Consider the following 25,814-nt stretch of genomic DNA (forward strand, 5'->3'; position numbering starts at 1 on the left):
TGTTTAGAGATTGCTTTAATTTCAATCAAGCTTTAAACTTTGATACATCAAATGTAACCGATATGAGTTGTATGTTTTTTTCTTGCGAAAACTTTAATCAAACTTTAAATTTTGATACATCAAAAGTAACAAATATGCATGGAATGTTTTATAACTGCTTTAATTTTAATCAACCTATATTTTTTAAAACTAGTAAAGTAACTAATATGGGTAGTATGTTTAGATATTGTTCTAATTTCAATCAATCTTTAAATTTTGATACAAGCAATGTAACTGATATGAGCTGGATGTTTAGAGAGTGCAAAAACTTCAATCAGTCTTTAAACTTTAATACTAGTAGTGTAATTGATATGAGTGCTATGTTTGCTGAGTGCTATAATTTCAATCAACCTTTAAACTTTAATACTAGTAATGTAACTGATATGAGTGAGATGTTTTATAATTGTTTTAATTTTAACCAAACTTTGAGCTTTGATACAAGCAAAGTAACTAATATGAGCGAGATGTTTAGAGAATGTAAAAATTTCAACCAAGTTTTAAACTTTGATACAAGCAATGTAACAAATATGCGCTCTATGTTTAGTTGTTGTTCTAATTTCAACCAAGTTTTAAATTTTGATACATCAAAAGTAACTAATATGAGCGAGATGTTTAGAGAATGTAAAAATTTCAACCAAGTTTTAATTTTTGATACATCAAAAGTAACTAATATGAGCGAGATGTTTAGAGAATGTAAAAATTTCAACCAAGTTTTAAACTTTGATACAAGCAATGTAACAAATATGCGCTCTATGTTTAGTTGGTGTAGAGATTTCAACCAACCTTTAAGTTTTGATACAAGTAATGTAACTGATATGAGCTGGATGTTTAGTGACTGCGAAAGCTTCAACCAACCTTTAAGTTTTGATACAAGTAATGTAACCAATATGAACTGGATGTTTGGTGGTTGTGAAAATTTCAATCAGCCTTTAAGTTTTGATACAAGCAATGTAACTGATATGAGTTATATGTTTGAGAATTGTTATAATTTTAACCAAGCTTTGAGCTTTAATACTAATAATGTAACTGATATGAGTGGTATGTTTGGTGGTTGTGAAAATTTCAATCAGCCTTTAGATTTTGATACAAAAAATGTAGTAAATATGAGTTATATGTTTGATAGTTGTTTTAATTTTAACCAAGCTTTAAACTTTGATACAAGCAATGTAACAGATATGCAAGGTATGTTTGATGGTTGTGAAAATTTCAATCAGCCTTTAAACTTTGATACAAGCAATGTAGCCAATATGCGTTTTATGTTTAGAGAGTGTAAAAACTTCAATCAGCCTTTAGATTTTGATACAAGCAATGTAGCCAATATGCGCTTGATGTTTGATGGTTGTGAAAATTTCAATCAACCTTTAAACTTTGATACCAAAAATGTAGCCGATATGAGCTATATGTTTTATGATTGCTCTAGCTTAACGCATAAACCTAATTTTGATATGAGTAATGTAAAAGAGCAAGAAGATATGTTTGAAGGTTGCGATAAGCTAGGCAAATAATCACTAAATTTCGTTTGTTTGGTTTGGGCTAAATCCTACCAACAAACGAAACTTGCATTTAAATTTTAAATTTCAACGATATTTCAAAACTTTTTGAAAGGAATTTAAAACAGGAATTTCAATTAGTTTTAATAATGTTTATTTAAAGCAAACAAACGAAATTTACGGATATAAATTCCATTTATTTTAAAAATTCTTTTAAAACTCTTTTTTATCTAAAAACTTTCATAAACTTAAAAAACTTTCATAAAAACACAAATATTTTTCTAAAACTCACTTAAAAGACTTAGTGTGTCTTTTCAAGTTGCTATAATTAGTTGCTATAATTAAAAGATTTTATTTTAACTGAAAGGATATTTATAAAACAACTAGTAAATACTATAAATAAGACTTAGTAATCATCGCTAAGATAGAGATTAAAGATAAATAATAAAAAAATAAAAATATTGAAAGGAATAAAAAATGATTAATAAAGAATATAGATTAAATAAAATATATGAGAGCATAGAACGCAATAAATTTATACTACCAAACATACAAAGGGGTTTTAGGTGGTATGATGAGAAAAAAATTACAAATTTATTTGACTCGCTAATGCAAGGCTATCCTGTAGGAATGCTACTTTTATGGGAGTTAGATGAGCAAAAGTCAAGCGGTATTGATTTTTATGAATTTACAAAAAGCTATGATAAATCACAAAAAAATGACCTAATCTCGAAAAAAATTGAAAAAGTAAATGAGCTTTATGCAGTACTAGATGGACAGCAACGTATAACATCTATTTATTTTGCTTTACAAAGCAGCTATAGCTTTAACGGTAAAAATCTATATCTAAACATCTCAAAAACAAACAATGACACAGAAGAAGATGAAGTAAGCGAAGATTTACCTAAGTATATATTTAAATTTTTTACAGAAAAAGAAGTAGAAAAATACTACAAAGAAGCGGATGTAGAAAAATCAGATGATATAAAAAATGATATCATCAAATGCAATGATGATTATTATATAAGAGTTGGTTTGATTTTAGATAAGGATTTAAACTTTAAGATAGAAAATTCATTAGAAGTTTTTGATATAGAAAAAAGAAAAAAACTAAAAGAAACAATCGCAAAATTACACTATATGTTAACTAGGACTGAAATACCTTACTATGAAATAGATAAAAATAAAACCCTAGATGAAGTCTTACAAATCTTTGTAAGAGTAAATAGCGGTGGGGTTAAGCTAGAAAAAGCAGATTTACTATTCTCAGCATTAATAGCAAATAATAATGATATTAACAAAGAAACCATTTCAAAACTTTTAAAAGAAATAGATATATCAAATATAGATAAAGATGTGATTATAAGGGTGTTTTTGACTATCTTTTGTGCTAAAGGGGTTACTTATAATTACAACAATTTTAACTCTATTTTACCAAGCATTAAAGAGCATTTTGAGAAAGTAAAAGATGTTATTATCACTAGTGCTGAGTTTTTAAAAATTTCATGTTTTTACAACAATGAAAAACAATTATCAGTCTATCCTTTGATAGTGGTTTCTTACATCATATATAAACTATCGCTTAAAAAAGGTAGTTTTGATAATAGGGTGTTTAAGGATATAGTAGATATTTTGACAAAACCACAAAAACAAGAGCATTGTTTGAAAAAATCATTGGTTGATTTTGTTATAAAAAGTTTATTTTTAGGTTTGTATAGTGGGAGTTCTGATAGTACTTTAAGACAAGTTAGAGAAGCTATCAATGAAATGCTAGAAAAAAACAACGATTATAAAACGTTTAGTATAGATTATGAGATTTTAAATCAAAAACTTACTAGAAAATCAATGATTATAAATTACGAGCAGTTAGAAAACTATTTGGATAAGATAAATTATGGGGATAATAATAAAATATATTATATTTTTACCTTGCTAATGCCAAACTATAAGCCAGAAAGCTACAGATATAACATAGACCATATCTATCCTAAAAGTTGGTTTGAAAAAACAAATGATAAAGAATTAGAAAAAAAAGGTAATTCTATTTATAATCTAGTCCCACTTGCTGAAAATTTAAATAAAAGTAAAAACGATAGAATGCCAAATGATTGGTTTGATGATTTTAGCGATAAGATACAAGCTAGAAATGATTTTATCATCCCAGAAGATATTGAGCTAAATGTAGAGAATTTTGATAATTTTCTTAAAAAAAGAAAAGCTATGATTTTAGAAAATTTATTAGGTAAATTAGTAAAAGCATGAAAACACCAAGCATAGGTGAATTGCTAGTAGAAAGAATAATTGAGATATTAATTAGGCTTTATAATAAAGAGCATTTAAGTAAAGTTGAACTAGCACTTGAGTATAGTGTAAGTGAGCGAACAATCCAGCGAGATATAAAAGAACGCTTAGCACATCTGCCTATACAAAAAGATGACAGTGGTAGATACTATCTAGCTGATAATTCTATGTTTAAAAGTTATAAAAAAGAGCTAGAGTATCTACTAAAAAGCCTTATCGGGGGGGGGGAATTTACAAGTAACTTTATAGAAAATATTTATAATTGTCAGTATTTTCCTATAAAGTTTCAGCCTATTAGTGAGATTTATGATATGAATGATTTTGCTAACTTATGTAATGCAATCATCTTTCAAAAAATCATAAATGCAAACTATAACAACAAGCTAAGAACCCTAAAACCATATAAACTCATTAGCCATTTAAGTGTATGGTATCTACTAGCTACTGAAAATGGCACTATAAAAACCTTTGCATTATATAAATTAAAGGCTATAAATATATGTAAAGATAGCTTTTTACATGATAAAAAAGTCTTAAAAGAGCTAGAAAATGATAATAATTTTTTCTTTGTCAGTAGTGTTAAAAAAGAAGTGATTTTAGAGATTAGTGGCTTAGGGATAGAGTATTTTTTAAGCCGCAAAATCTTAACAAATCAAAAAATCATAAACAAAACTAGTGATAATCTGATAATTAGCACAATGATAAGCTTTGATGATGAGCTACTTAGCACGGTATTTAGGTTTATCCCTTATGTGAAGGTATTATCTCCAAAATCACTAGTTAGTAAGTGTGAGATGATGATAGAAGATTATTTAAAGCATATTAGAAATTAATGATATTTTAATATCATTGCAAGGTAAAAAACTATAAGATAGGTAGATGATGGGAGCACAAACAACTGGAGATTTTTTGGTAGTTAGGGTTATGCAAATCCTAATTAGACTTTATAATAAAGAGCATTTAAGTAAAGCAGAACTAGCACTTGAATACGGAGTAAGTGAGCGAACAATTCAGCGTGATATTATGCAAAGGCTTGAGAGTTTGCCTATTGCTAAAGATGAGTTTGGAAGGTATTATTTAAAAGATACAAATTTACTTAAAACCTCAAAAGATGATTTAAACAAACTCGCAGCACTTTTTGGCTTAAGCTCATTTCCTACTAGGCTTAGCGATGATTTTATAAATATGCTTTTAAGCTCACCCGTAAGCCCTTTAAAATCTCAAAATTATGAAGCAGTTTGCAACATTGATAGTTTTGAAATCCTTAGCAAAGCCATAATGGAGCAAAAAATCATAAAAGCTATTCATAACGAAAAAGCTAGAATTTTAAAGCCATATAAACTCATAAATCATCTAGGTGTGTGGTATTTACTAGCTACTTATAATGATGAAATTAGAACATTTACAATGTATAAGCTAAAGGCTATAGTAGTAACTAATGAAAAGTTTATCCCAGATGAAAATGTTTTAAAAAACATAAAAGAACAAAAGCATTTTTTTGCTACTAGCTTAGAAGAAAAAGAAGTTGTTTTAGAAGTAAATGGCTTTGCTAGAGAGTATTTTTTGTATAGAAAAATACTAGCAAATCAAGAAATCATCTCAAAAGATAAAGATAAGCTAATCCTAAGCACAAAAATATCTTTAGATGAAGAATTGCTTAGTACTATATGGCAATTCATCCCTTATGTAAAAATACTAGCCCCAAAAGAACTAGCTCTTAAAAACGAAAATATCATAAAAGAGTATTTAGGGTATTTAAAGACATAGGATGTCTAGCTGATGTGGTAAAATCTTTTTTATTTTAAGGAGATTTTATGAAAACAGCTAGAAAAAAATTAAGAAAAAACTATGCAAAAACCATAGCAAAAGGTTTTAAAATCCACACATATCAAAGGTGGAGCAAAAAAGAGCAAAAACAGATTAGGTATCTTAGTAAAAAAGATATATTTTTTATAAAAGATGATTATTCTTCTAAAAGAACCATAAAAGATAGCCAAAGAAGACTATATAAAAAGTTAGGCTCTAAAAGGCTTAGAAAAATTCAAAACCTTTACCCACACCATCCTAATATCTACGGACTTTTTAAACTAGTTCCTTGGGGACTTCTTCGTAAAAAAGAAAATAATTTTTCTTTAAATGCCGATAAATTAGATGAGATTTTGGCTATGTTTGATAGTGGTAGGGTGGATTTATCAAAGCTTGGTTTAGGATCTTGGAAAGATAGAGAAGTTATAAAAGATATAGAGTATAAAGATGAGCAATTTATCCCTAAAAATATCTATGAGCTTTATGTTTTGCATACTAATGGTGCTATATATAGGGTTGATACAAGCAAGATTTGTAACACTATAGAATATAAAGATAATAAATATTATCCAAGCAATAATTATGAAGTGATGTCGCTATGTTTAAATGAAAGTATAAATTTAAAAGATATTGATATATCAAATACTACTAGCCTTGAATGTGCTTTTTTAAATAGCAAAAGGAGTGATTTTGGTGGGATAAATGAGTGGGATACTTCTCGTATCAAATCTATGCGAAGTATGTTTAGTGGGTGTGGTAATTTTAACGAAAAGCTTAGTTTTGATACTAGTAGTGTTGAAGACTTTTCATATATGTTTAGTGATTGTGGGAATTTCAATCAAGAAGTGAATTTCAACACCCAAAATGCAAAATATTTTGAAGGTATGTTTGATGGTTGTACTAAGTTTAATCAAAAAATCAATTTTGATTTTTCTAATGTAATTGCAACTTGCAATATGTTTAAAGACTGCGTTAGCTTTAATCAAGAAATAAATGCAAGTAATTCTAAAGAACTTCTTAGAACCTGCTCGATGTTTAGTGGGTGCAAGAGTTTTGATAGTAAGGTGATGCTAGATACACATAAGGTGCATAATATGGCTGAGATGTTTAATGGCTGCTTGAAGTTTAATCAAAGGCTAGATTTTAATACTTGCTCGCTTGAAAATATTAGGGAGATGTTTAGGGATTGTATTAGTTTTAATCAAGAGTTTATTGTCAAAAACGATTGTTTATATAATGTGAAAAATACCTTTAATGGCTGTATAAATCTAGCAAAAAATATCCACTTTGTAAGAACTCTTGATTGTGAAGAAAAAGATATATCTTTAAAAGATTGTGTAAATTTATCTTTAATCACACCAAAAGTGCTTGAATACGAAGATACTTTTAAGGGTTGTGAAAAATTAAAAAATATAAGCATACAAACAAACGAAATTAAAGCAAACTAAGGAGTTTTTATGATAAAAGAACAGATAAAAGATTTAGATTATAAAGAATTTGGCTATAACACAAAGGCAAAATTTGATAAAAAGGTGCAAATATATTTAGAATGTAATAGCGATGAAGAGTTTTTAGATAGAGCTACTTGGGATGGTTGCACTAGTAATAGGGCTTTTTTAGTTTTAGCTTATGAGCTTTTAGGGATGAATATTGATGATAAATTAAATGAATACGATAAATTAAAAGATGAAATTCAAAGGCTAAGTGTTTGTTATCTTAGTGCGATTACAGGCTATAAGATTACATCAGTTAATGATGGTTATGGTTATAGTGCAGAAGCTGTAGTAAAGCTAAATAAAGATGATTTTATGTTTTTGAACACTAATGCAACTGAACAAAAGCTAAAAGCTCTAGCAAAAGAGCATTATAAAGAAAAAAACGGTATTATAAGAGGATGTGAGATAATAGAATATTATGCTAAAGTAGGCACAAATGCTTATTATATAAAGGTAGATTATGATTAAAAAAGATTTAGTGATAACTTATTCTTATGCTAAGGCAGAGTTTGTTAAAAGGCATTTAAAAGATTTTGGTTTAAATGCCTTTACTAAGTGTGTTACGCTTGAGAGTTTATACACTGATGAATTAGATGAATTTATGCTAACTTATATCATAAAGCAAGAATTAGGCGATGTAGAATGTAGTGATTTTATATACGCTTACAGGCAAGATTTAGATATAAAAGATGAATATAAAGATAGCTTTTTAAAGGTAAAAAAAGCCTGTGATGAGCTTAGAAAAAGATTTAATCTAAAGTGTGGATTTGCTGATGTCAGCGATTTTAACGATATTTATGTGGATGAGTTTTATGTGGATAATATATGTTTATATAACAACAAATTTGAAGAAGATTTTATAAACAATCTAAACGCAAAAGCCCTAAAAAAATTCCCTAAAAATAATCAAATCCCTAAAATCTACACCTACAAAGATAAAATCACAAGCATACACGAAGAAGTAAAACTAGCCCTAAGCCTAGCAAGAGAATTTATACAAAATAAGTTTAGCTTTAGGCTTGTTGCTACTTCTTTGAGTATTTATTCTAGATATTTTGAGCTTTATAAAACCATGGCAAAAATTGATGTGTATTCTTATCATAAAAGCATAGTAATTGATAATGACTTGCTAGAGCAAAAAACAAATGCTTATATGAAAAAATACGAAAAATATTTTTCTAATTTAAATAAAGATTTTATTAAAGAATACCTAAGCAAAAATCTAAGCAAAGACTATCCAAAAAATGGCATAAGATTAGAAGAATTAAGCGAATTTATAGGTTCAAATGAGCTAAATGAAAGAGTTATTTTACTAGGACTAGATTTTGAAAATTTCCCTATTAATTCAAGCGATAATGTGTTTTTAAAAAAGGATATTTATAAATATAATTCTTATGATTTTTCTAAAGCTGTTTATGAAAATCTAAAGCAAAATACAAAAGAATTATACCTACTAAGTACTGATTATCTAAACGCTAAAAGTGTAGCTAAGTCTATAATTTGTAAAGATGATTTTACTAAGGCCAAGTTTTTAAAAAAGCGTGTTTTAAAAGATTGTTTTGCTTTTAGTCCTAAAGTAGCTAAACCCGTGAAGCTAGAATGTAAAATGAGTGCTAGTAAATATAATACTCTAAGGCTTTGTCCTAAAAGATTTTTGTATGAAAGTGCTTTAGGGATAAAAAATGATGAATTAGAACAAAGCGATTTAGAGCCAAACGAAAAAGGCACTATAATGCATAGTTGTTTTGAGCATATTGTAAAAGGTTGGGGTGATAGTTTTAATAAACAAAACCTAGCAAAAAATAGCATTGATTTAGCATTTGATGATTTTTTAAAAAAAGAAAAAAATGGACTAAAAGAGCTAAATATTTATATGAAAATATATAAAAACAAGCTTTTAAAGGGTATTAGCAACGATGATGAGCCTAGTGCGGTGGCTAAGTTTTTGAAATATTACGAAGATTATAGAAGTGAAAATAATATTAATGATACAAAAACTGAATTTGAGTTTTTCCTAGATAAAGATTTAAACCCTAGTGACGAGAATAATTATTATATAAAAGGCTTTATTGATAGACTTGACATAGGAGATGATTTTATAAATATCGTTGATTATAAAAGCAGTAAAAAGGACAAAATAGATGAAAAAAGAATGGAACAAATAAAGTCTTATGAAGATTTTCAACTAGGTTTATATTTGTTATACGCAAGTAAAAAATATCCAAATATGAAGTACTATAAAGCATCTTTACTCACATTTAACACAAAGAATTTGAAAACGGAATTTGCTTTTTTAGAATACAGCCAAGAGTATTTAAAGGGTTTAGAGCAAGAGATAAAAAAGCTTGATGAGTTTATACAAAAAGGCGAGTTTAAAGCTAAAGAAAACGATAATTGTAAATATTGTCCTATAAACAATATTTGCGATAAAGGAACAAATGATGAATAAATACAGCATACAAAAAAGCTTTACTATAAATGCAGGTGCAGGAACTGGCAAAACCTACACTCTTAGTAGAAGATATATAAATGCTATTTTAGGGTTTGATTTGTTTGCTAGTAGTGTAGATGATGAGTTTTTTTATACAGAACAAAATAGTAAAAATGTAGAAAATATCCTAACGCTAACTTATACAAATGCAGCGGCAAATGAGATGAAAAGCCGTATTTTTACACTAATGCAAGATATTTTAGATGATAGATTAAGTGGGATTGATAAGGCTAGATTTGAGAAGGTTAAGAATTCAAATTACATAAAACAAACCCTAAAAACAGCCATAAAAAATATGCATAAAGTAAATATTTGTACTTTTCATTCTTTTGCTACAAAGCTTTTAAAAGAGCAAAATCCTTTTTTTAGCTTTGAGTTATTAGATGATGAGCTTAAAAATAAATGCTTTAATGAGCTTTATTTTGAGTTACTTAGTAACAATGAAAAATTAGTAAAAGAGCTGGACTTAAATACTTTAAATGAGTTTTGTAAGGCGTATATATTTGATGATAGGTTTAGACAAATTTGCAAAAATTTTAAGCTTGATGAAATTGAATATGAGTATTTAGAGCTTAAAAAAATTGATATAGACTATCTATACCAAAACGCCGATATTTTAGGGGATAAAAAGGACTTGGCTTTAGGTGTATTAGACGGCGTAAGTGATGAAATACTACGAAAATCAGGCACAATGGAACAAAAAGAATATATAGAAAAACTAAAAGAATTTGTATGCTATAAAAGAGCTTTAAATGTCCAAGATGAGTTTGTTAAGCTTTTTGAAATTATGCTAAAACTAGCAAACGAACTTAGACAAAATTACGAGCAATTAGCTAAAAATGAGAAATTTATGGATTTTGATATGCTTATTAATAAATTCATAAAAGAAATTGATAAGCTAAAAGATATAAATTACATTATGTTTGATGAGTTTCAAGACACTAATGAAGAGCAATATAGCATAATAAATAAGCTAAATAATGCAAATATTTTTAGCGTTGGGGATATCAAACAATCAATTTATGCTTTTGCGGGTGCAAATGTAGATGTATATAAAAATGCCATAAAAGATTTAGAGCAAGTTTTTATGAATGATAATTATAGAAGTAGCAAAGAAATCTTAAATATAATAAATCAAATCACAAGAAAGCTTTTTTCACATTTAAAAGATACGGACTTAAACGCTAAAAATGACAATTTAAAAGGTGGAAGTATTAGTTATATTGTAGAAAATAGCGATGAAAGATATGAAAATACGGCGAAATTTTTAGCTCAAGTAGATGATATTTATAAACTAAACAAAGATGATAAAATAGCGGTGATGTTTGATACAAGAGCACAAATGAATAATCTAGCTAAAAAACTAGATGAATTTGGTGTGAAATATTGTGTTGATGATAATACTAAATTTTATGAAAGAACAGAAATAAATCATATTTTAAACCTTATTTTTGCACTATATGATATAAAAAATAAAAAAGAAGATGAAAAATACACAAACTATGAAAAACTAGCACTTTTTAATGATATTTTTAATCTAAACGATGATGATAGACTTAGGCTTATAAAATCTAATGATTTTAGTGTTTTTAGCGAGTTTAAAAGTTGGTTTGAAAGCTTGAGTTTATCAGAATTTTTAGTACATTTATACTACGAAAAAGGCTTTTATGATGTATTTAGCGATGAAAAATCAAGGGCTAATTTAGATGAGTTTTTAGATGAGATAATCAAGCTTGAGAGTAAAAAAAGCAAAGAAAACATAATAAAAGAGCTAAAAAAACGAAAACAAACTAGCACAAAATCCCAAGCAAAATTTGTAAATAATTATAAAATCAACCTATGTACAATTCATTCAACTAAAGGATTGGAGTATGAAATGGTCGTTTTGATGAATGCAAACAAGGCTTTAGGAGTGAATAATTCTTCTCTTAAAATTAGCGAGAATTATATAGGATTTAAAATAGGCGATGAGCCAAGTCTAAGCTATGAGCTAAGCAAAAATCAAGCTAAAAAGCAAGATATTGATGAAAATAAAAGACTATTGTATGTAGCGATAACTAGGGCTATTAAGCATATAGTTTTATCTTATACTTTATCAAAAACTAAGCCAAATGATAATTCTTTTTTAGCTATGCTTGATGAACTATATAAAGATGAAAGTATGATTTGCAAGGATTTAAAGGATTTAGGAGAAAAATTATTACTAGATGAAATTAGCCCTTGTAAGCAAACTAGCCCTAAGCAAGAAACAATAAAGCTAAATAAATTAAAAATAGATAAACATATCACTACAGCCACAAATACAAATAGCGTTGAAAATCTTAATACAAAAATAGGAAGTTGCGTTCATAAAATGATAGAGAAATTTCACGAGCATTCTACAAATGAGATTTTGATGGGCTTTATAAATGAATGTGAACTTAGTGAATACAAAGATAAGATTATTGGTTTGTTTAATAATTATATCAATTCAAACCTTGCAAAAAAAGTGGCACAATCATCTAACAAATATTATGAATTAGAAATCAACACACCTGATAAAACAGGGATTTGTGATTTAATTTATTACGATAACGATTGTGGTGCTTATGTAATAGTAGATTTTAAAACAGGCAAAAAATCCCAAGAAAAAGAAAATACCTATCAAAAACAGCTAGAATTTTATAAATCAATGATGGAAAACGAAGGATATAAAATAGCAAAAACTGAGATTTTTTGGTTAGAAAATAAAAATGATTAATAATAACTTAGCAAAATCAAGCGAACTTTTAAAAAAGCTAGGTATTTAAGCTTTGTGGAAAAATATAATAAACGAAAAAAATCGTTGAGTGATTTTAATAAATATAAATTTTAATTATTTGCAGTGGAATTTAAAATAGGAATTTCGTTTGGTATTTGTAATTTAAGCTTATTTTGTATATGATAAATATTTTAAAAATTAAAAGGAAATAAAATGATTAAAATACCATCTAATTCAATAACTAAAAAAGTAGGTTTTATATTTTTACTTGCAATACTACTTCAAATACCATTGTTTTTCATAAACGGCATAATAAATGAGAGAAATGATACTTATGAAAATATGGTTGATACTCTAGGTAATGAATGGGGTCAAAAGCAAACAATACACGGGATTTTTCTAGTAATAAATGGCACTAAAGAACAAAATATAAAAGATGAAGAAGGCAATACGATTACGCAAAAAGTTCCTTACGAAAAAATCATAATCCCAAGCCAAATTGATGTAAAAATTGATATTTTAGATGAGGTTAGACAAAAAGGAATATATAAAGCTAGTGTTTATAACGCAAATATTAGCATTGGTGGTAATTTTGCTGATTTAGATGAAAAATTACCGCAAGACTTTGATGAAATTTATTTATCTTTAGGTTTATTAGATGCAAAATCATTAGTAAATATCTCAACTTTTAAACTAAATAGCATTGATTTAAAACCAAATGCAGGGACAAATAGTAAAAATTCTCATTTAAGATATGGAATTTCATCACTAATTAATAAAAATATGTTGAAAAATAATACACCTTTTGAAATTTCTTTCACATTAAGGGGCTCAAAAGGTATAGAGATACTTCCTTTAGCGCAAAAGAATACCTTAGATATTAATTCAAAAGAAAGCAAACCAAGTTTTTATGGGACATTACCAGTTAGTAAAAATCTTGATAATAACGGCTTTAATGCAAAATATGAAATTATGCCATTTACTATGAATTATCAAAAAGCTATAAATAATTCAAATCATTATCTAAATGATAATCTAATCGGTATTAATCTATACGAAGGCATTACTCATTACAGACAAGTAATAAGAGCTGCTAAATACGGCATATTATTTATAATGCTTAGTCTATTTGTGGTTTATGTTTTTGAAATTTTAGGCAAAAAACCAACTCATTATATCCAATACGGAGTTGTTGGATTTTCGCTAACTTTGTTTTATCTGGTTTTGCTTTCAATGTCAGAATATTTTAGTTTTGAACTTGCCTATATTATCGCTACATTAATGGTTGTAATACCAAACGCACTTTATATAAAAGCTCTTACAAATAGCAAAAAATTTGGTTTTGGAATGCTGCTATTTTTAGGCGGTGTTTATGCAGTATTGTTTTCTGTGCTTCAAATGGAGCAATTCGCACTAATTACTGGAACAATTCTTATAATGATAGTTTTATATGTTCTTATGTATATTACAAAAAATATTGATAATTTTTTGGATAAAAAGGCTGAATAATTAGGATATTAAAGGATAAAAAATATTGAAATTCCGATTTTAAATTCCGTTAAAATTTAATGTATTTTCAAGATATTTTAAAAGGTATTTAAATTAGGAATTTCAATTTTATTTTTAGTGATTTTTAAATTTAAATATTTTTGCTTTTAAGGATAACAAAATGGCTTTAAAAGGTTTTTAGCAAAAGCTAATGTGATTTTTAAAAATACGCTTTTTTATCTAGCTTGGTTTTTGTTTTTTATACCATTTTATATAGGAGATTTTAGTTATATTCCTTGCTTTATATTTGCTTTTCTTTTTTCTAGGATTTATCTTTTACTATCTCAAGATGATTTGGATAGTAAGATAATCTTGCAAGATAAGTTTTATTTGCTTTTAAGACATATTTCGCTTTTTATATCGTGTGTTTGCCTTGCTAAGATTGTTTATAATTTTTGTCTTTATGATAAAAGCGTTTATAAGAGCATTGATACTCTTAAAAATCTCGTGCCATTTGCGATATTTGGCTTTGTATATTTATATACTGCTAGAAAAAACTATAATGTTTATTTTAAAAAATACTTAGCTTTAACTTTGGCTATGCTTTGTGCTTGGTGGTATTATGATGATTTTTTAAAACAACCCAATGAGCTTATAACAAGGATTTTAAAATCAGACCTAAAGTGTAGTAACCTTGAAAGAGTTTGCCTTGTGCTTGATAAAAGTGTATTAGATGATATAAATAATGATATAAAAGGCAAAAGCTATAATGAGATACAAAAGACTTTAAGCCAGTTAGAATTTAAAATAAAAAATGAATATTTTTATTTTACTAAAATACTTTTGGGCAAAAGTGTTAGCATTAGGCTTGAATTAGAAGATGATAAGATAATTGAGATTATAGTTTCTAGGTTTTAAATTATAGTTTTATTGGAAAATAATATTTTAAATTCTAGTTAAATATTGGCAAATTAAAATCTTAATTTTGCCCTAAAATAGGGCAAAATTTATAAGTAACCATAAAAACTCGCAAGAAAATATCCAAATATACTTGAAGTAATAACACCTATAAAACCAGGAATAATAAAACTATGATTTATTACAAATCTTCCTATACGAGTTGTTCCGCTTCTATCAAATTGAATAGCTGCTAAATCACTTGGATATGTTGGTAAAATAAAATAGCCATAACAAGCTGGTGCGAATGCTAAAATAATTGCTGGATTAACTCCTATATTTAAAGCTAGTGGCACAAACGCTACAAGTGCAGCTGCTTGAGAATTTACTAATTTAGAAATTATTATTAAAACTATTGCGTAAGTCCAAGGATATTCGCTTAATATATTTCCTAAGCTATCTTTTATCATTTGAGTATGTGTTGCAACCATACTATCAGCCATCCAAGAGATTCCAAATACAGCCACAAGAGCAACCATTCCAGATTTAAATATCTCACTTTTTGAAATATTATTTGCATTAGTTTTTGTAAAGATTATTATTAATGAACCTGCCAAAAGCATAAAAATTTGAATTACTTCAACCATTCCTAAAGGTTTTGCTTGTTCTTTTTTATCGCTAAAAATAATTTTTGCATTTTCAAATTTTTCATTATTAATAATTACATAGTTATTTTCTTGTGTTATTTGTAGATTATTATCAATGCTAATTGCTTTTATATTTTCTTTCGTACTTTTTACTTTACCATCTTTAATAGTTTTATTTAATTCATTATAAGTAATTATGAGATTTGAATTCTTAATAGGTATTTCTTTCATTGTTTTAGCATTATTATCTACGATTAAAATACTTGCTGAATCAACTTTTGTGTTAAATGCAGGTCGTAGATTTGAAAAATATCCTAAAATAGCAACTAAGGCAATAGCGCCTAAAAATATCCACATTGATAACCAAGCACTATTAGGTAATTTTTCACCTATTAATGATTTGCACCCACCACCATAAACATATTTTTTAAATTCTTCATCTTTAATTTTTTCTTGAAATTCACTATCTTTATCTAAATCTTTACCCCTAAACCAGCTAAATATTCCAACGCAAAGCACTCCTAAATAAGTTGATGGTATTGTAATTTTAAGTAAGTCCAAATATCCATCAAATCCTGCTAAGTGATGATTACTATTAATAATAAATGCTGTTAGAGTTACTACAGCCACTGATACTGGGCTAGCAATTATTCCAAGTTGTGCTGAAACACTACTTGCTGCCATCGGTCTTTCAGGTCTAATATTGTTTTTAATGGCTATGTCATATACAATAGGTAAAATTGTATAAACAACATGCCCTGTGCCACAAAGAATTGTTAGGGTGCAAGTTGTAATTGGAGCTAAAATACTAATATATTTTGGATTTTTTCTAAGAATTTTTTCAGCTATTTGAAGCATTACATCAAGACCACCACTAGTTTGAAGTGTTGCGCTAGCCACAACAACTGCTAAAATAGTTAGCATAACATCAATTGCTGGTTTTCCTGGTTTTACACCAAAGCCAAAAATCATCACAATAAGCCCAACGCCACCTAACATTCCAAGAGTAATTCCACCTTTTTTTGAGCCATAAAATAGGCAAATACATACAATAGCTAGTTGTATAGCAAATTGTAAAGAATTAGGTAAATTCATAAGAATATCCATTTTTTTATCCTATTAATTAAAAAAAATTGATAAATTTTATATTTAAAAGTTAAATATTTAAATTAATTTTAAAAATTAAGTTTTAATTAATTTAAATATTAGTATTAAATTTTTTACTTGGAATTTGGTCTATTATTTATAAAATGATTTTTGTTGCCATTGTAAATACTTTTACTTAGTAAAATGTGAAAAATTTAAGGAGTAGGTAATGAAAGTAATCATTGAAGCAAAAGCAAAAATTATGGCTGAAAACGAAAATCAAGCAAAAATCAATCAAGAGTTTTTTAAAAAATCTAATTTATATTGCCTTAATTTTATGAGCTCTCCTGGTAGTGGTAAAACCACTCTACTTGAGTATATTATAAAAAATAATTTATTAAAATTATGCGTAATTGAAGGGGATTTAGAGACTAATAAGGACGCTGATAGGATTATCAAAGCAGGTGCTAAAGCATATCAAATAAGCACAGGTCAAAGCTGCCATTTAGACGCAAAAATGATAGATTTAGCTCTAAAAAATCTTGATATTAGTAATTCAGAGTTTTGTGTAATAGAAAATATAGGCAACTTAGTATGCCCTGCATCATATAAATTGGGCGAGAATTTAAATGTTGTGCTTTTATCAAGTCCTGAAGGAAGTGATAAAGTAGCAAAATATCCTGTTATGTTTAAAAGAGCTGATGTGATAGTTTTAACTAAAATGGATATAGCAAAATATTTTGATTTTAGCCTAGAAACTATCACGCAAGAAGCAAAAAAATTAAATCCAAATGTAAAAATCTTTTGCGTAAGCAGCACTACAGGCGAAGGAATTGCCGAACTTTGTGAATATTTTAAATCTTTAAGGAGTTAATATGTGTTTATCTATACCATCAAAAGTTTTAAGTGTTGATGAAAATAATTTTGCACAGGTTGATACTTTAGGCATTAAGCGTGGGGTTAGCCTTGATTTGATACCTGAGCAGGTTAATGTGGGAGATTTTGTATTGATTCATGTTGGTTTTGCTATGCAAAAAATTGATGAAGCAGCTGCTAAAGAAAGCTTAGAATTATATAAGCAAATTGCAGATGAGATAGGTAGCGAAGAGATTGAAAGTAGGTTTTTATGAATTACATAAAAGAATATAAAGACACAAATATTATTAATAATTTAAAAAAACTAATTAATAATGTTAAGCTTGATAGGATTTATAATGTAATGGAGATTTGTGGCGGACATACACATTCACTTATAAAATATTCAATCCCTTCTCTTTTGCCTAATATTAACTTTATTCATGGGCCAGGTTGTCCTGTTTGTGTAATGCCAAAAAGTAGGCTTGATGAAGCTATTTTTTTAGCGAGTATGGAAGGTGCTATTTTTTGCACGCTTGCTGATTTGATTAAAGTTCCTGCTAGTAATACGAGTTTAGAAAAATTAAGAGCGCAAGGCAAGGATATTAGAGCGCTTTATAGCCCACTAGAAGTATTAAAAATCGCAAATGAAAATAAAGATAAAAAGATTATATTTTTTGCAATAGGTTTTGAAACTACTACTCCTATGAGTACGGTTTTGATTGAAAAAGTGCTTGAAATGGGACTTAAAAATGTATTTTTTCATATAAATCATGTAAGAGTTCCTGAGCCTGTTGAAGCCTTATTAAATGATAAAGATTGTAATATTGATGGCTTTTTAGCCCCATCGCATGTAAGTGTGATAATAGGAGAAAACGCATATTTAAATATGGCTAATACTTATAAAAAACCATTTGCTATAAGTGGTTTTGAGCCTGTTGATTTAATGCACTCACTATTAAATTTAAGCTTACAATTTAAGAATAAAACTCATAATGTTTATAATGAGTATTCAAGATTAGTTAGTAAAAATGGTAATGAAAAAGCTAAAGAATTAATTGAAAAATACTTTAGGCGTGATGATTTTGAATTCCGTGGCTTAGGTGTTATTAGTAATGGCGGTTTGGAGCTAAAAGATGAATATGATTATATAAACGCAAAAAAAGTATTTGATATAAAAACAAATACAAAAGCAGAAAACAAAGCCTGTCTATGCCCTAAGATTTTAAAAGGACTTGCAAAGCCAACTGATTGTAAAGTTTTTGGTAATTTATGCACGCCTAATAATCCAATAGGAAGTTGTATGGTAAGTAGTGAAGGTGCTTGTGCTGCTTATTATAAATACAATAGAATTTAAATTAACTCCTTTTTATAGGAGTTAATATGATTATTTGCTTATAAATCTTAGCCAAATATAGCCTAATACAGCTGATACAAAAGAAGCACTAAGTATTGCTAATTTTGCGCTATTAAATAATTCAGGATTATTTTCAAATACAAGAGTGTTTATAAAAAAGCTCATAGTAAAACCAATACCTGTTAGTATGCAAACTCCATATAATTGAACTTTATTTGATGGTAATTTAAAGCCAAATTTACTAGCAATTAAGCAAAAGCTAAATACACCTAATTGTTTGCCTAAAAATAGACCTAAAAATACTCCAAAAAATACTGCATTAAAATCATTTAAATTAAGACCATTAATTAAAACTCCAGCATTAAATAAAGCAAATAAAGGCAATATAAAATAATTTATATAAGGTGTTAAATCGTGCATTATGTGTTCTAAAAATTCTTTATTATCTTTAGTGTTTAATGGTATAAAAAACGCACACGCCATACCAGCTAAAGTCGCATGAACTCCACTTTTAAGAACGCAAACCCAAATAAATGCACCAATAATTACATAAAGGCTTTTTATACAAATATGCAAATAATTTAACAATAACAAAATAGCTAAACCACAAGTAGCAAGGCTAAGACTTAAAATACTTAGCTCATTTGTATAAAACAAAGCGATTATAATAATTGCAGCAACATCATCAAATATTGCAAGGCTTAGTAAAAATATTGTTAAAGATTTTGGAATTTTATTTCCAAGTAATAACAAAACCCCTAAAGCAAAAGCAATATCAGTTGCAGTCGGTATTGCAAAACCTTGTAAAGCAAAGCTATCGTTTATATTAATTAAACTATAAATAATAGCAGGGACAATTACTCCGCCAAGTGCTGCAATTAGTGGCAAACTAGCAGCTTTTATATTGCTTAATTCTCCTATTAGGATTTCTTTTTTAACTTCTAGTCCAACCCAAAAGAAAAATATAGCCATAAGCCCATCATTTACCCATAAAGTAAGTGGTTTTATAAGATTTAAATCTCCAAAAATCACACCTGCTTTATAATTAGTAATGAGTTCATAATAAGTGTTTAGATTTGAATTTTTAAGAGCTAAAGCAAGTATAGTCATAAAAATCAATAAAATTGGAGCAAAAAGCTCGTGAGTTATAATTTTTTTAAGCATAATATCTCCTTGTTAAAAATTATTTTTTAGCAAGAAAAGTTTGCAATACATTAAACGAAAGCTCATTTAAGCATTGATAGGCAATACTATTTTGCATTAATTCATTTTTTGTTTTATTAGAAAATGCTTTTGTTAAAGAAAAGCAATTTTTAAAATCACTATTATTTAAACCACAAAATATTATTAATTTTTTATCATAAATTTTACAAATTTGATTAATTTCTCCGATTACTTTTCCCATCAAACTTTGATTATCAAAAGCACCTTCTCCTGTTATTATTAAATCAGAGTTTTTAATCAATTCTTCAAGATTTAAAAGGTTTTTAATGTATAAAAATCCACTTTCAAATTCTGCATTTAAAAATGCTTTAAAGCCAAATCCAAGCCCACCAGCAGCACCACAACCTTGAAATTGTGAATAATCTTTAGCTAAATATTTTTCACAAACTTTTGCAAAATTTTTTAAACCCAAATCAAGCATTTTAATTTCATCATCATTTGCACCTTTTTGCCTTGCATAGACATACGCTGCACCATTTTCTCCATATAGTGGATTTTTCACATCACAAGCTATTTTAAAGCTGCAGTTTTTAAGCTCTTTTAATACATTTTTATCATTTATTTTTGCAATTTTTATTAGATTTTCTCCGATAGGTTTTAAAATATTTTCAAATTCATCTAAAAACTCGTATCCTAATGCACTTAGCATTCCTATTCCAGCATCATTTGTAGCCGAGCCACCAATGCCTATTATAAACTCATTTGCAACATTACTAATAGCGTCTTTTATAGCAATACCTAGTGAAATTGTGCTAGTTTTGCAAGGATTTTTTTCATTTTCATTAAGAGCGATTAATCCTGCAAATTCTGCCATTTCAAAATATGCTTTATTTTCTTTTAAAAGATAATAACCCTTATAATCTCTAATACCATAAGCATTTTTTAAGTTTAAATAGATTTTTATAGCATTGATTTTATCATTTATACTTTCTAAAAAACCTTCTCCACCATCAGAAATAGCTAGTTGAATTGAGTTTATGTTTAATTTATCGCAAGATTTTTTGATAGCTTCGTTTGCTTGTTTTGAACTAAGAGAGCCTTTAAAACTATCACAAATAATTAATGCTTTCATTTTTTTATCCTTTTAATTACAAAATAAATTAGTAAAAAACTAAAAAATAAAGTAGCACTTATATCAAGTATAAATTCATTCATAAAAAATCTCCGTTTTTTTAGGTAGCATTAGGGTATTATCTGTGTATTTTAAATATTTTAGTTTTAGTGCATAAATTTTGTGATTTAGTGCAAAATTAGCAGCCTTATATGTATTTAAATAAAGCTTTTTTTGGGTTTCATTTGCTAATAATAATTTTCCTATTATTTGAACGCCTTTAATTGGATTGTTTGTATAAATTGCTGCACTTAATAATTCATCTAATTTAATATGCCTTGAAGTAGGCGATGAGATAAAAAGCAATGCTTCATTAATCTCATCAAATTTATAAAACAAAGTAGCCGAATAAGGCTCGTTTGTAGAAACTACGCAAATATTGTTAGAATTTAAAAACTCATTTATTTTAGATTTCAATATCAATACCAACAGGACAATGATCAGAGCCCATTACATCGCTTAATATAAAGGCGTCTTTTAAATAAGGGGTAAGATTATTTGATATGAAAAAATAATCAATTCTCCAACCAACATTTCTATTTCTAGCAGCTGCACGATAGCTCCACCACGAATATTTTTCAGGAATATCTCCGTTTATATATCTAAATGTATCAACAAATCCAGCATCAAGCAATCTATCAATCCACTCACGCTCAATTGGTAAAAATCCACTTGTTTTTTCATTAGCTTTTGGGTGAGTTAAATCTATTGGGCGGTGTGCTGTATTTACATCTCCACAAATTATGATTTTTTTACCTTCTAATAATAATTTTTTTAAATATTCTAAAAAATCATCATAGAATTTCATTTTATAATCTAATCTTTCATCACCGCTTTGTCCGTTTGGAAAATATATATTAAACAAAACAATATCTTTAAAACTATGCTCCAAAACTCTTCCTTCATCATCAGGAAAAAATTGGGCAAATCTACTCTCGCATTCAAAATTTAAAAAGCTCATAACACCAGAATATCCAGCTCTTTTTGCTGAATTTGATTTAATATCTTTAAAGCCTAAATTGTTTATATCTTTTGGAAATTTATCAGGTGTTGCTTTTATCTCTTGAATACCTAAAAAATCAGTAGGGTATTTTTCTAAAAACGAAAACCCATCTTTATCACAAATTGCTCTTAAACCATTTACATTCCACGAAATTAATCTCAAAACTATTCCTTAAATTAAGTTATTTATAATGCTAAAAACTATACAAAAAGGTAGTAAATGTTAAAGATAAATCCAATTTTATTTAATTTTGTTTTAAGTGCATATATAATCGCTTTGAATTATTTTTCTATGCTTACATTTTTGAGTAATAAAATAAGTGATATTTATTTTTTTACAATAGTAAATATTATATATTTTACATTGATATTTTTAGTTGTTAATATATTATGTTTTTTTAGAATTTTGGCTTATATTTGTTCTATTATTTTAATAATATGCACTGGATTTAGTATATATTTTATTAAAACTTACAATGTAGTTATTGATGGAAATATGGTAGCTAATGTATTTTTAACAGACAAAAGAGAAATGAGCGATTTATTTTCTTTATCTTTTGTATTTTTTATATTATTAAGCGTTGTATTACCAATAATTTTGCTAAGATTTATCAGTATAAAAAAAGGTTATTATCTAGCTAAAATAGTTTCAATTATTTTAAGTGCTATATTGATTTTTGTCATAGTATTTACTAATTCTAGAACTTTTATACCTTTTATTAGAACTAATGATGACATAAGATATTACAATGTGCCATTTCATCAAATATATTCTGCTATTAAAATAACAAAATCAAAATTCACTCCTAAAGAAGAGATGGTAAAAATAGGGCTTGATGCTTCTATTCAAGATGATAATGAGAGCAAAACTTTTATTTTAGTAGTAGGAGAAACTGCAAGGGCAAAGAATTATTCTTTAGGCGGATATACTAAAAACGATACTAATTTTTATACTAAGAATTTAAATATTAATTATTTTAGTAATTTTACATCTTGCGGGACTGCCACTGCTCAATCTTTACCTTGTATGTTTTCATTGCATGATAGGGTGGATTTTAAAAAAGGTGAAAATTATGAGAATGTTTTAAATCTTTTAAATCGTTTTATTGATGTGCGTTGGATAGATAATAATTCTGGAGGTTGTCAAAATGTTTGTAATGACATTAATTCTATTATTAAAAGTAAAGATTATGATGGATGGTTAGTTGATGAAACTAAGAATATATTAAAAAGTAAAAAAGATAAAAATACATTAATAATAGTGCATTTACAAGGTTCTCATGGACCAAGTTATTATCTTAGATATCCAAAAGAATTTGAAAAATTTACTCCAACTTGTAATACAAATAAATTGCAAGAATGTAGCGAAGATAATTTATATAACACTTATGATAACACCTTGCTTTATACTGATTTTATAGTGGCTAGTTTGATTGATGTTTTAAAGACTGATAATGCTGATAAAAAAGCTTTATTTTATCTAAGTGATCACGGAGAAAGTTTAGGAGAAAATGGGTTTTATTTGCACGGAATGCCATATTATTTAGCACCAAAAGAGCAAATTCAAATTCCGGCTATTTTATGGACTAATTATGAGTATAACAATAAAGATAAACTTGATTTTAAACTATCTCAAGATAATTTATTTAGTTCTTTATTAGGGTTTTTTAATATTTCTACAAAAGATTATAGGAAAAACTATGATTTATTTAGCATAGATTTAGAAAATAATTTATAAATAATATAAAAAATAAAATATTTATAAAATTTTTATTTAGTTTAATATTATTTTAATAATTGTGTGGTTATAATACGCCATTCCTTGTTTTAAAGGGTTGCAGCTAATAAATCGTTAATCATTTTTCAACTATACTCCTAAATGCAACCCTTTTAATCTCTTCAGTATTTACGATTTTTACATATTATTTTTAATTTAATTTATTTGATATTTTTAAGGAGATTGTATGAGAAAAATATTATTAGCTTTAGGTATTTTGGTATCTTTAAGTGCTAATGAAAGTTTGTTCGAAAAAGGTGAATATAAAAAAGCTTATCCTAATTTTAAACAAGAATGTAATAAAGATAATTCTAATGCTTGTTATAGATTAGGAGAGATGAATGAATTTGGATTAGGAACGGGGATTTCTTATTCTTATGCTTATAAATATTATAAAAAATCTTGTGATTTGAATAACAAAAAAGCTTGTGGAAGTCTTGGAAAAATGTATTATCTAGGACTTGGTGTTAATAAGGATATAAAAAAAGCGAATGATTTATTAGATAATGCTTGTAAGAATGACATTTATGAAGCTTGTGATAATTATGCTTATTTACAAAAAAAAGAATATAAAGAATTTAAACAAGACGAATTATTTAAAGCTTGCAATGGTGGAATTGCTAATTCTTGTATAGAACTTGCTAATAATTTAAATCCTAATCAAGGAATTGATTTTTATTTAAGAGCTTGTGGTTTAGGCGATGATTATGGTTGTCAGATGGTGTCAAATTGGTATTTAACTACCCAAGTTGTTAATAATAAAATATCTAATTTTTCTGATTTAAGCGATAAAGAGTGTAATAATAAAAATTATAAAGCTTGCAAGTCAATAGGAGATATTTATAGATATTTAAACAATATAGAAAAAACTCAAATGTATTATGAGCAAGGTTGCGAATTAGATGATAAAGATTCTTGTGCTAGCTTAGCGGTATTACAAGAACATAATAATGATTTTGAAAAAGCTATAAAAAACTATGAAAAATCTTGTAAGATTGGCGATGGTTATTCTTGTTCTAGACTTGGATATATGTATGAAGATGGATTAAAAGATAATGATAAGACATATATCAAAACAGATTCTTCTAAATCAAAAAAATTCTTTCAAAAAGCTTGCGAATTAGGTTTTACTAAAGCTTGTAATTAATATTTTATACATTTTTTTTGCCTTTTTTTGTAAAAATTATATTTTTGCACTGAAGGGCAATAATAGAATTTATATATTTTCGTTAAATTAACCTTGTTTTGAAATTCAACAAGGAGAAATATTATGGCGGAAGCTGGAAAAATTATTAAATTAATAGGCGATGTTAAAGCTATTAATGTTAATGGTGAGAAGTCACTAAATGTAGGCGATGCAGTATCACTAAATGATACTATTAGAACAATCGGAAAAGATACAAGTGTTGATATAGAACTTAGCAGTGGCAAAGTTTTACATATTGTAGGAGATAATGTTGCAAAGATTGATAATAGTATTTTAACAAGTGAAAGCTTTGAAAATGAAGCTGCAATTGATGATAAAATCAATAACTTAATCAATAACTTAGTAAATAACAATGGAGAAATAGAATTAGACGCAACTGCTGCTGGTGAAGCTGGTGCTGCTGGTGCTACTGGAACATTAAATGATGTTGTGTTTGACCAATCAGGTAGCGAAAGCACAGTTTATGCAGATGTATTATCAAGAGAAGTTGATAATAATGTTATTACTAATTTTAACAACAACGGCTTAGGTGCTGCAAATCTTAATGATTTATTAGCACAAGGTAATCAAGTAACACCTGAAATTAATGGAGAAGCTAACAATGGCGAAATTCCTACAATTCCAGGAAATAATGGTGCTAATGACAATGTAGTTCCTGAAAATCCAGAAAATAATACAGGAAACAATACTCAACCTGAAGAAGATAAAACTGAAGATAATACTCAACCTGAAGTTAAACCTGAAGAAGATAAAACTGAAGATGTTGTAACTCCAGAAGTTAAACCTGAAGAAAAACCTGA

The 25,814-nt window shown here is 27.3% G+C and carries 21 protein-coding genes; 16 read left to right on the forward strand and 5 right to left on the reverse strand.

Annotation, left to right across the window (positions count from 1 at the left end):
- The 10 genes from AVBRAN12654_RS07630 to AVBRAN12654_RS07675 all read left to right on the forward strand — a co-directional run.
- Positions 1-1,544: BspA family leucine-rich repeat surface protein (locus AVBRAN12654_RS07630; protein ID WP_336614232.1), on the forward strand; the 1,544-nt coding region annotated here is incomplete at its 5' end.
- A gap of 462 nt (positions 1,545-2,006) precedes the next feature.
- On the forward strand, positions 2,007-3,791 hold the full coding sequence (locus AVBRAN12654_RS07635) for a DUF262 domain-containing protein (RefSeq protein WP_336614233.1): 1,785 nt from the start codon (positions 2,007-2,009) through the stop codon (positions 3,789-3,791).
- Positions 3,788-4,663, forward strand: a complete 876-nt coding sequence (locus tag AVBRAN12654_RS07640) for a helix-turn-helix transcriptional regulator (RefSeq protein ID WP_336614234.1) — start codon at positions 3,788-3,790, stop codon at positions 4,661-4,663. Before AVBRAN12654_RS07635 ends, AVBRAN12654_RS07640 begins: the two co-directional genes overlap by 4 nt.
- 46 nt (positions 4,664-4,709) lie before the next feature.
- The gene (locus AVBRAN12654_RS07645; protein WP_336614235.1) at positions 4,710-5,597 is read left to right on the forward strand and encodes a helix-turn-helix transcriptional regulator; all 888 of its coding nucleotides are present in this window, start codon (positions 4,710-4,712) and stop codon (positions 5,595-5,597) included.
- A 47-nt stretch (positions 5,598-5,644) separates the two neighbouring features.
- Complete coding sequence (locus AVBRAN12654_RS07650; RefSeq protein ID WP_336614236.1) at positions 5,645-7,084, forward strand: BspA family leucine-rich repeat surface protein; 1,440 nt, start codon at positions 5,645-5,647, stop codon at positions 7,082-7,084.
- A gap of 9 nt (positions 7,085-7,093) precedes the next feature.
- Positions 7,094-7,600, forward strand: a complete 507-nt coding sequence (locus tag AVBRAN12654_RS07655; protein ID WP_214120183.1) for a hypothetical protein — start codon at positions 7,094-7,096, stop codon at positions 7,598-7,600.
- Entirely contained in the window at positions 7,593-9,581 is a 1,989-nt protein-coding gene (locus AVBRAN12654_RS07660; protein ID WP_336614237.1) for a PD-(D/E)XK nuclease family protein, read from the forward strand. Before AVBRAN12654_RS07655 ends, AVBRAN12654_RS07660 begins: the two co-directional genes overlap by 8 nt.
- Positions 9,574-12,363, forward strand: a complete 2,790-nt coding sequence (locus AVBRAN12654_RS07665; protein ID WP_336614238.1) for a UvrD-helicase domain-containing protein — start codon at positions 9,574-9,576, stop codon at positions 12,361-12,363. Before AVBRAN12654_RS07660 ends, AVBRAN12654_RS07665 begins: the two co-directional genes overlap by 8 nt.
- A gap of 213 nt (positions 12,364-12,576) precedes the next feature.
- Positions 12,577-13,872, forward strand: a complete 1,296-nt coding sequence (gene creD, locus AVBRAN12654_RS07670; protein ID WP_214150064.1) for a cell envelope integrity protein CreD — start codon at positions 12,577-12,579, stop codon at positions 13,870-13,872.
- A 192-nt stretch (positions 13,873-14,064) separates the two neighbouring features.
- Positions 14,065-14,769, forward strand: coding sequence for a hypothetical protein (locus AVBRAN12654_RS07675; RefSeq protein WP_336614239.1), 705 nt, complete (start codon positions 14,065-14,067; stop codon positions 14,767-14,769).
- Between the two features lie 89 nt (positions 14,770-14,858).
- Here AVBRAN12654_RS07675 and AVBRAN12654_RS07680 read toward each other — a convergent pair whose 3' ends face one another.
- The gene (locus AVBRAN12654_RS07680) at positions 14,859-16,502 is read right to left on the reverse strand and encodes an anaerobic C4-dicarboxylate transporter (RefSeq protein WP_214120188.1); all 1,644 of its coding nucleotides are present in this window, start codon (positions 16,500-16,502) and stop codon (positions 14,859-14,861) included.
- A gap of 208 nt (positions 16,503-16,710) precedes the next feature.
- Here AVBRAN12654_RS07680 and hypB point away from each other — a divergent pair, with 208 nt between their 5' ends.
- The 3 genes from hypB to hypD are packed head-to-tail and all read left to right on the forward strand — an operon-like array spanning position 16,711 to position 18,693.
- On the forward strand, positions 16,711-17,355 hold the full coding sequence (hypB, locus tag AVBRAN12654_RS07685; protein ID WP_214117951.1) for a hydrogenase nickel incorporation protein HypB: 645 nt from the start codon (positions 16,711-16,713) through the stop codon (positions 17,353-17,355).
- A gap of 1 nt (position 17,356) precedes the next feature.
- The gene (locus AVBRAN12654_RS07690; RefSeq protein WP_214117952.1) at positions 17,357-17,611 is read left to right on the forward strand and encodes a HypC/HybG/HupF family hydrogenase formation chaperone; all 255 of its coding nucleotides are present in this window, start codon (positions 17,357-17,359) and stop codon (positions 17,609-17,611) included.
- Positions 17,608-18,693, forward strand: coding sequence for a hydrogenase formation protein HypD (hypD, locus tag AVBRAN12654_RS07695; RefSeq protein WP_336614240.1), 1,086 nt, complete (start codon positions 17,608-17,610; stop codon positions 18,691-18,693). The genes AVBRAN12654_RS07690 and hypD overlap by 4 nt, the downstream gene beginning before the upstream one ends.
- Before the next feature lie 30 nt (positions 18,694-18,723).
- Here the strand turns inward: hypD and nhaA are convergent, their stop codons facing one another.
- The 4 genes from nhaA to AVBRAN12654_RS07715 form a co-directional block, all read right to left on the reverse strand.
- Positions 18,724-19,857, reverse strand: a complete 1,134-nt coding sequence (gene nhaA / locus AVBRAN12654_RS07700) for a Na+/H+ antiporter NhaA (protein WP_214117954.1) — start codon at positions 19,855-19,857, stop codon at positions 18,724-18,726.
- A gap of 19 nt (positions 19,858-19,876) precedes the next feature.
- Positions 19,877-20,989: a glycerate kinase gene (locus AVBRAN12654_RS07705; protein ID WP_336614241.1), complete on the reverse strand. Its 1,113-nt coding sequence runs from the start codon at positions 20,987-20,989 to the stop codon at positions 19,877-19,879.
- Between the two features lie 75 nt (positions 20,990-21,064).
- A complete protein-coding gene (locus tag AVBRAN12654_RS07710; RefSeq protein ID WP_214117956.1) occupies positions 21,065-21,445 on the reverse strand; it encodes a hypothetical protein in 381 nt (126 codons plus the stop codon).
- Complete coding sequence (locus AVBRAN12654_RS07715; protein WP_214117957.1) at positions 21,435-22,193, reverse strand: exodeoxyribonuclease III; 759 nt, start codon at positions 22,191-22,193, stop codon at positions 21,435-21,437. The genes AVBRAN12654_RS07710 and AVBRAN12654_RS07715 overlap by 11 nt, the downstream gene beginning before the upstream one ends.
- A 57-nt stretch (positions 22,194-22,250) precedes the next feature.
- On the opposite strand from AVBRAN12654_RS07715, the gene AVBRAN12654_RS07720 reads away from it, so the two are divergent.
- The 3 genes from AVBRAN12654_RS07720 to AVBRAN12654_RS07730 all read left to right on the forward strand — a co-directional run.
- Positions 22,251-23,768 carry a phosphoethanolamine transferase gene (locus AVBRAN12654_RS07720; RefSeq protein ID WP_336614242.1) on the forward strand — a complete coding sequence of 506 codons (1,518 nt, stop codon included), beginning with the start codon at positions 22,251-22,253 and terminating at the stop codon, positions 23,766-23,768.
- A 226-nt stretch (positions 23,769-23,994) separates the two neighbouring features.
- Positions 23,995-24,954: a tetratricopeptide repeat protein gene (locus tag AVBRAN12654_RS07725; protein WP_336614243.1), complete on the forward strand. Its 960-nt coding sequence runs from the start codon at positions 23,995-23,997 to the stop codon at positions 24,952-24,954.
- Between the two features lie 123 nt (positions 24,955-25,077).
- Positions 25,078-25,814 (forward strand): hypothetical protein (locus AVBRAN12654_RS07730; RefSeq protein ID WP_336614244.1); only part of this gene is annotated, 737 nt, incomplete at its 3' end.

The sequence above is a fragment of the Campylobacter sp. RM12654 genome, from assembly GCF_020137585.1.
Taxonomy (GTDB): Bacteria; Campylobacterota; Campylobacteria; order Campylobacterales; family Campylobacteraceae; genus Campylobacter_E.

Excerpts from the sequence above, each read along its gene's own strand:
- hypD (WP_336614240.1), top strand. The coding sequence starts at position 17,608 with ATGAATTACATAAAAGAATATAAAGACACAAATATTATTAATAATTTA.
- AVBRAN12654_RS07650 (WP_336614236.1), top strand. The coding sequence starts at position 5,645 with ATGAAAACAGCTAGAAAAAAATTAAGAAAAAACTATGCAAAAACCATA.
- AVBRAN12654_RS07725 (WP_336614243.1), top strand. The coding sequence starts at position 23,995 with ATGAGAAAAATATTATTAGCTTTAGGTATTTTGGTATCTTTAAGTGCT.
- creD (WP_214150064.1), top strand. The coding sequence starts at position 12,577 with ATGATTAAAATACCATCTAATTCAATAACTAAAAAAGTAGGTTTTATA.
- AVBRAN12654_RS07645 (WP_336614235.1), top strand. The coding sequence starts at position 4,710 with ATGATGGGAGCACAAACAACTGGAGATTTTTTGGTAGTTAGGGTTATG.
- hypB (WP_214117951.1), top strand. The coding sequence starts at position 16,711 with ATGAAAGTAATCATTGAAGCAAAAGCAAAAATTATGGCTGAAAACGAA.
- AVBRAN12654_RS07660 (WP_336614237.1), top strand. The coding sequence starts at position 7,593 with ATGATTAAAAAAGATTTAGTGATAACTTATTCTTATGCTAAGGCAGAG.
- AVBRAN12654_RS07680 (WP_214120188.1), bottom strand. The coding sequence starts at position 16,502 with ATGGATATTCTTATGAATTTACCTAATTCTTTACAATTTGCTATACAA.
- AVBRAN12654_RS07640 (WP_336614234.1), top strand. The coding sequence starts at position 3,788 with ATGAAAACACCAAGCATAGGTGAATTGCTAGTAGAAAGAATAATTGAG.
- AVBRAN12654_RS07655 (WP_214120183.1), top strand. The coding sequence starts at position 7,094 with ATGATAAAAGAACAGATAAAAGATTTAGATTATAAAGAATTTGGCTAT.
- AVBRAN12654_RS07690 (WP_214117952.1), top strand. The coding sequence starts at position 17,357 with ATGTGTTTATCTATACCATCAAAAGTTTTAAGTGTTGATGAAAATAAT.
- AVBRAN12654_RS07720 (WP_336614242.1), top strand. The coding sequence starts at position 22,251 with ATGTTAAAGATAAATCCAATTTTATTTAATTTTGTTTTAAGTGCATAT.
- AVBRAN12654_RS07635 (WP_336614233.1), top strand. The coding sequence starts at position 2,007 with ATGATTAATAAAGAATATAGATTAAATAAAATATATGAGAGCATAGAA.
- nhaA (WP_214117954.1), bottom strand. The coding sequence starts at position 19,857 with ATGCTTAAAAAAATTATAACTCACGAGCTTTTTGCTCCAATTTTATTG.
- AVBRAN12654_RS07665 (WP_336614238.1), top strand. The coding sequence starts at position 9,574 with ATGAATAAATACAGCATACAAAAAAGCTTTACTATAAATGCAGGTGCA.
- AVBRAN12654_RS07705 (WP_336614241.1), bottom strand. The coding sequence starts at position 20,989 with ATGAAAGCATTAATTATTTGTGATAGTTTTAAAGGCTCTCTTAGTTCA.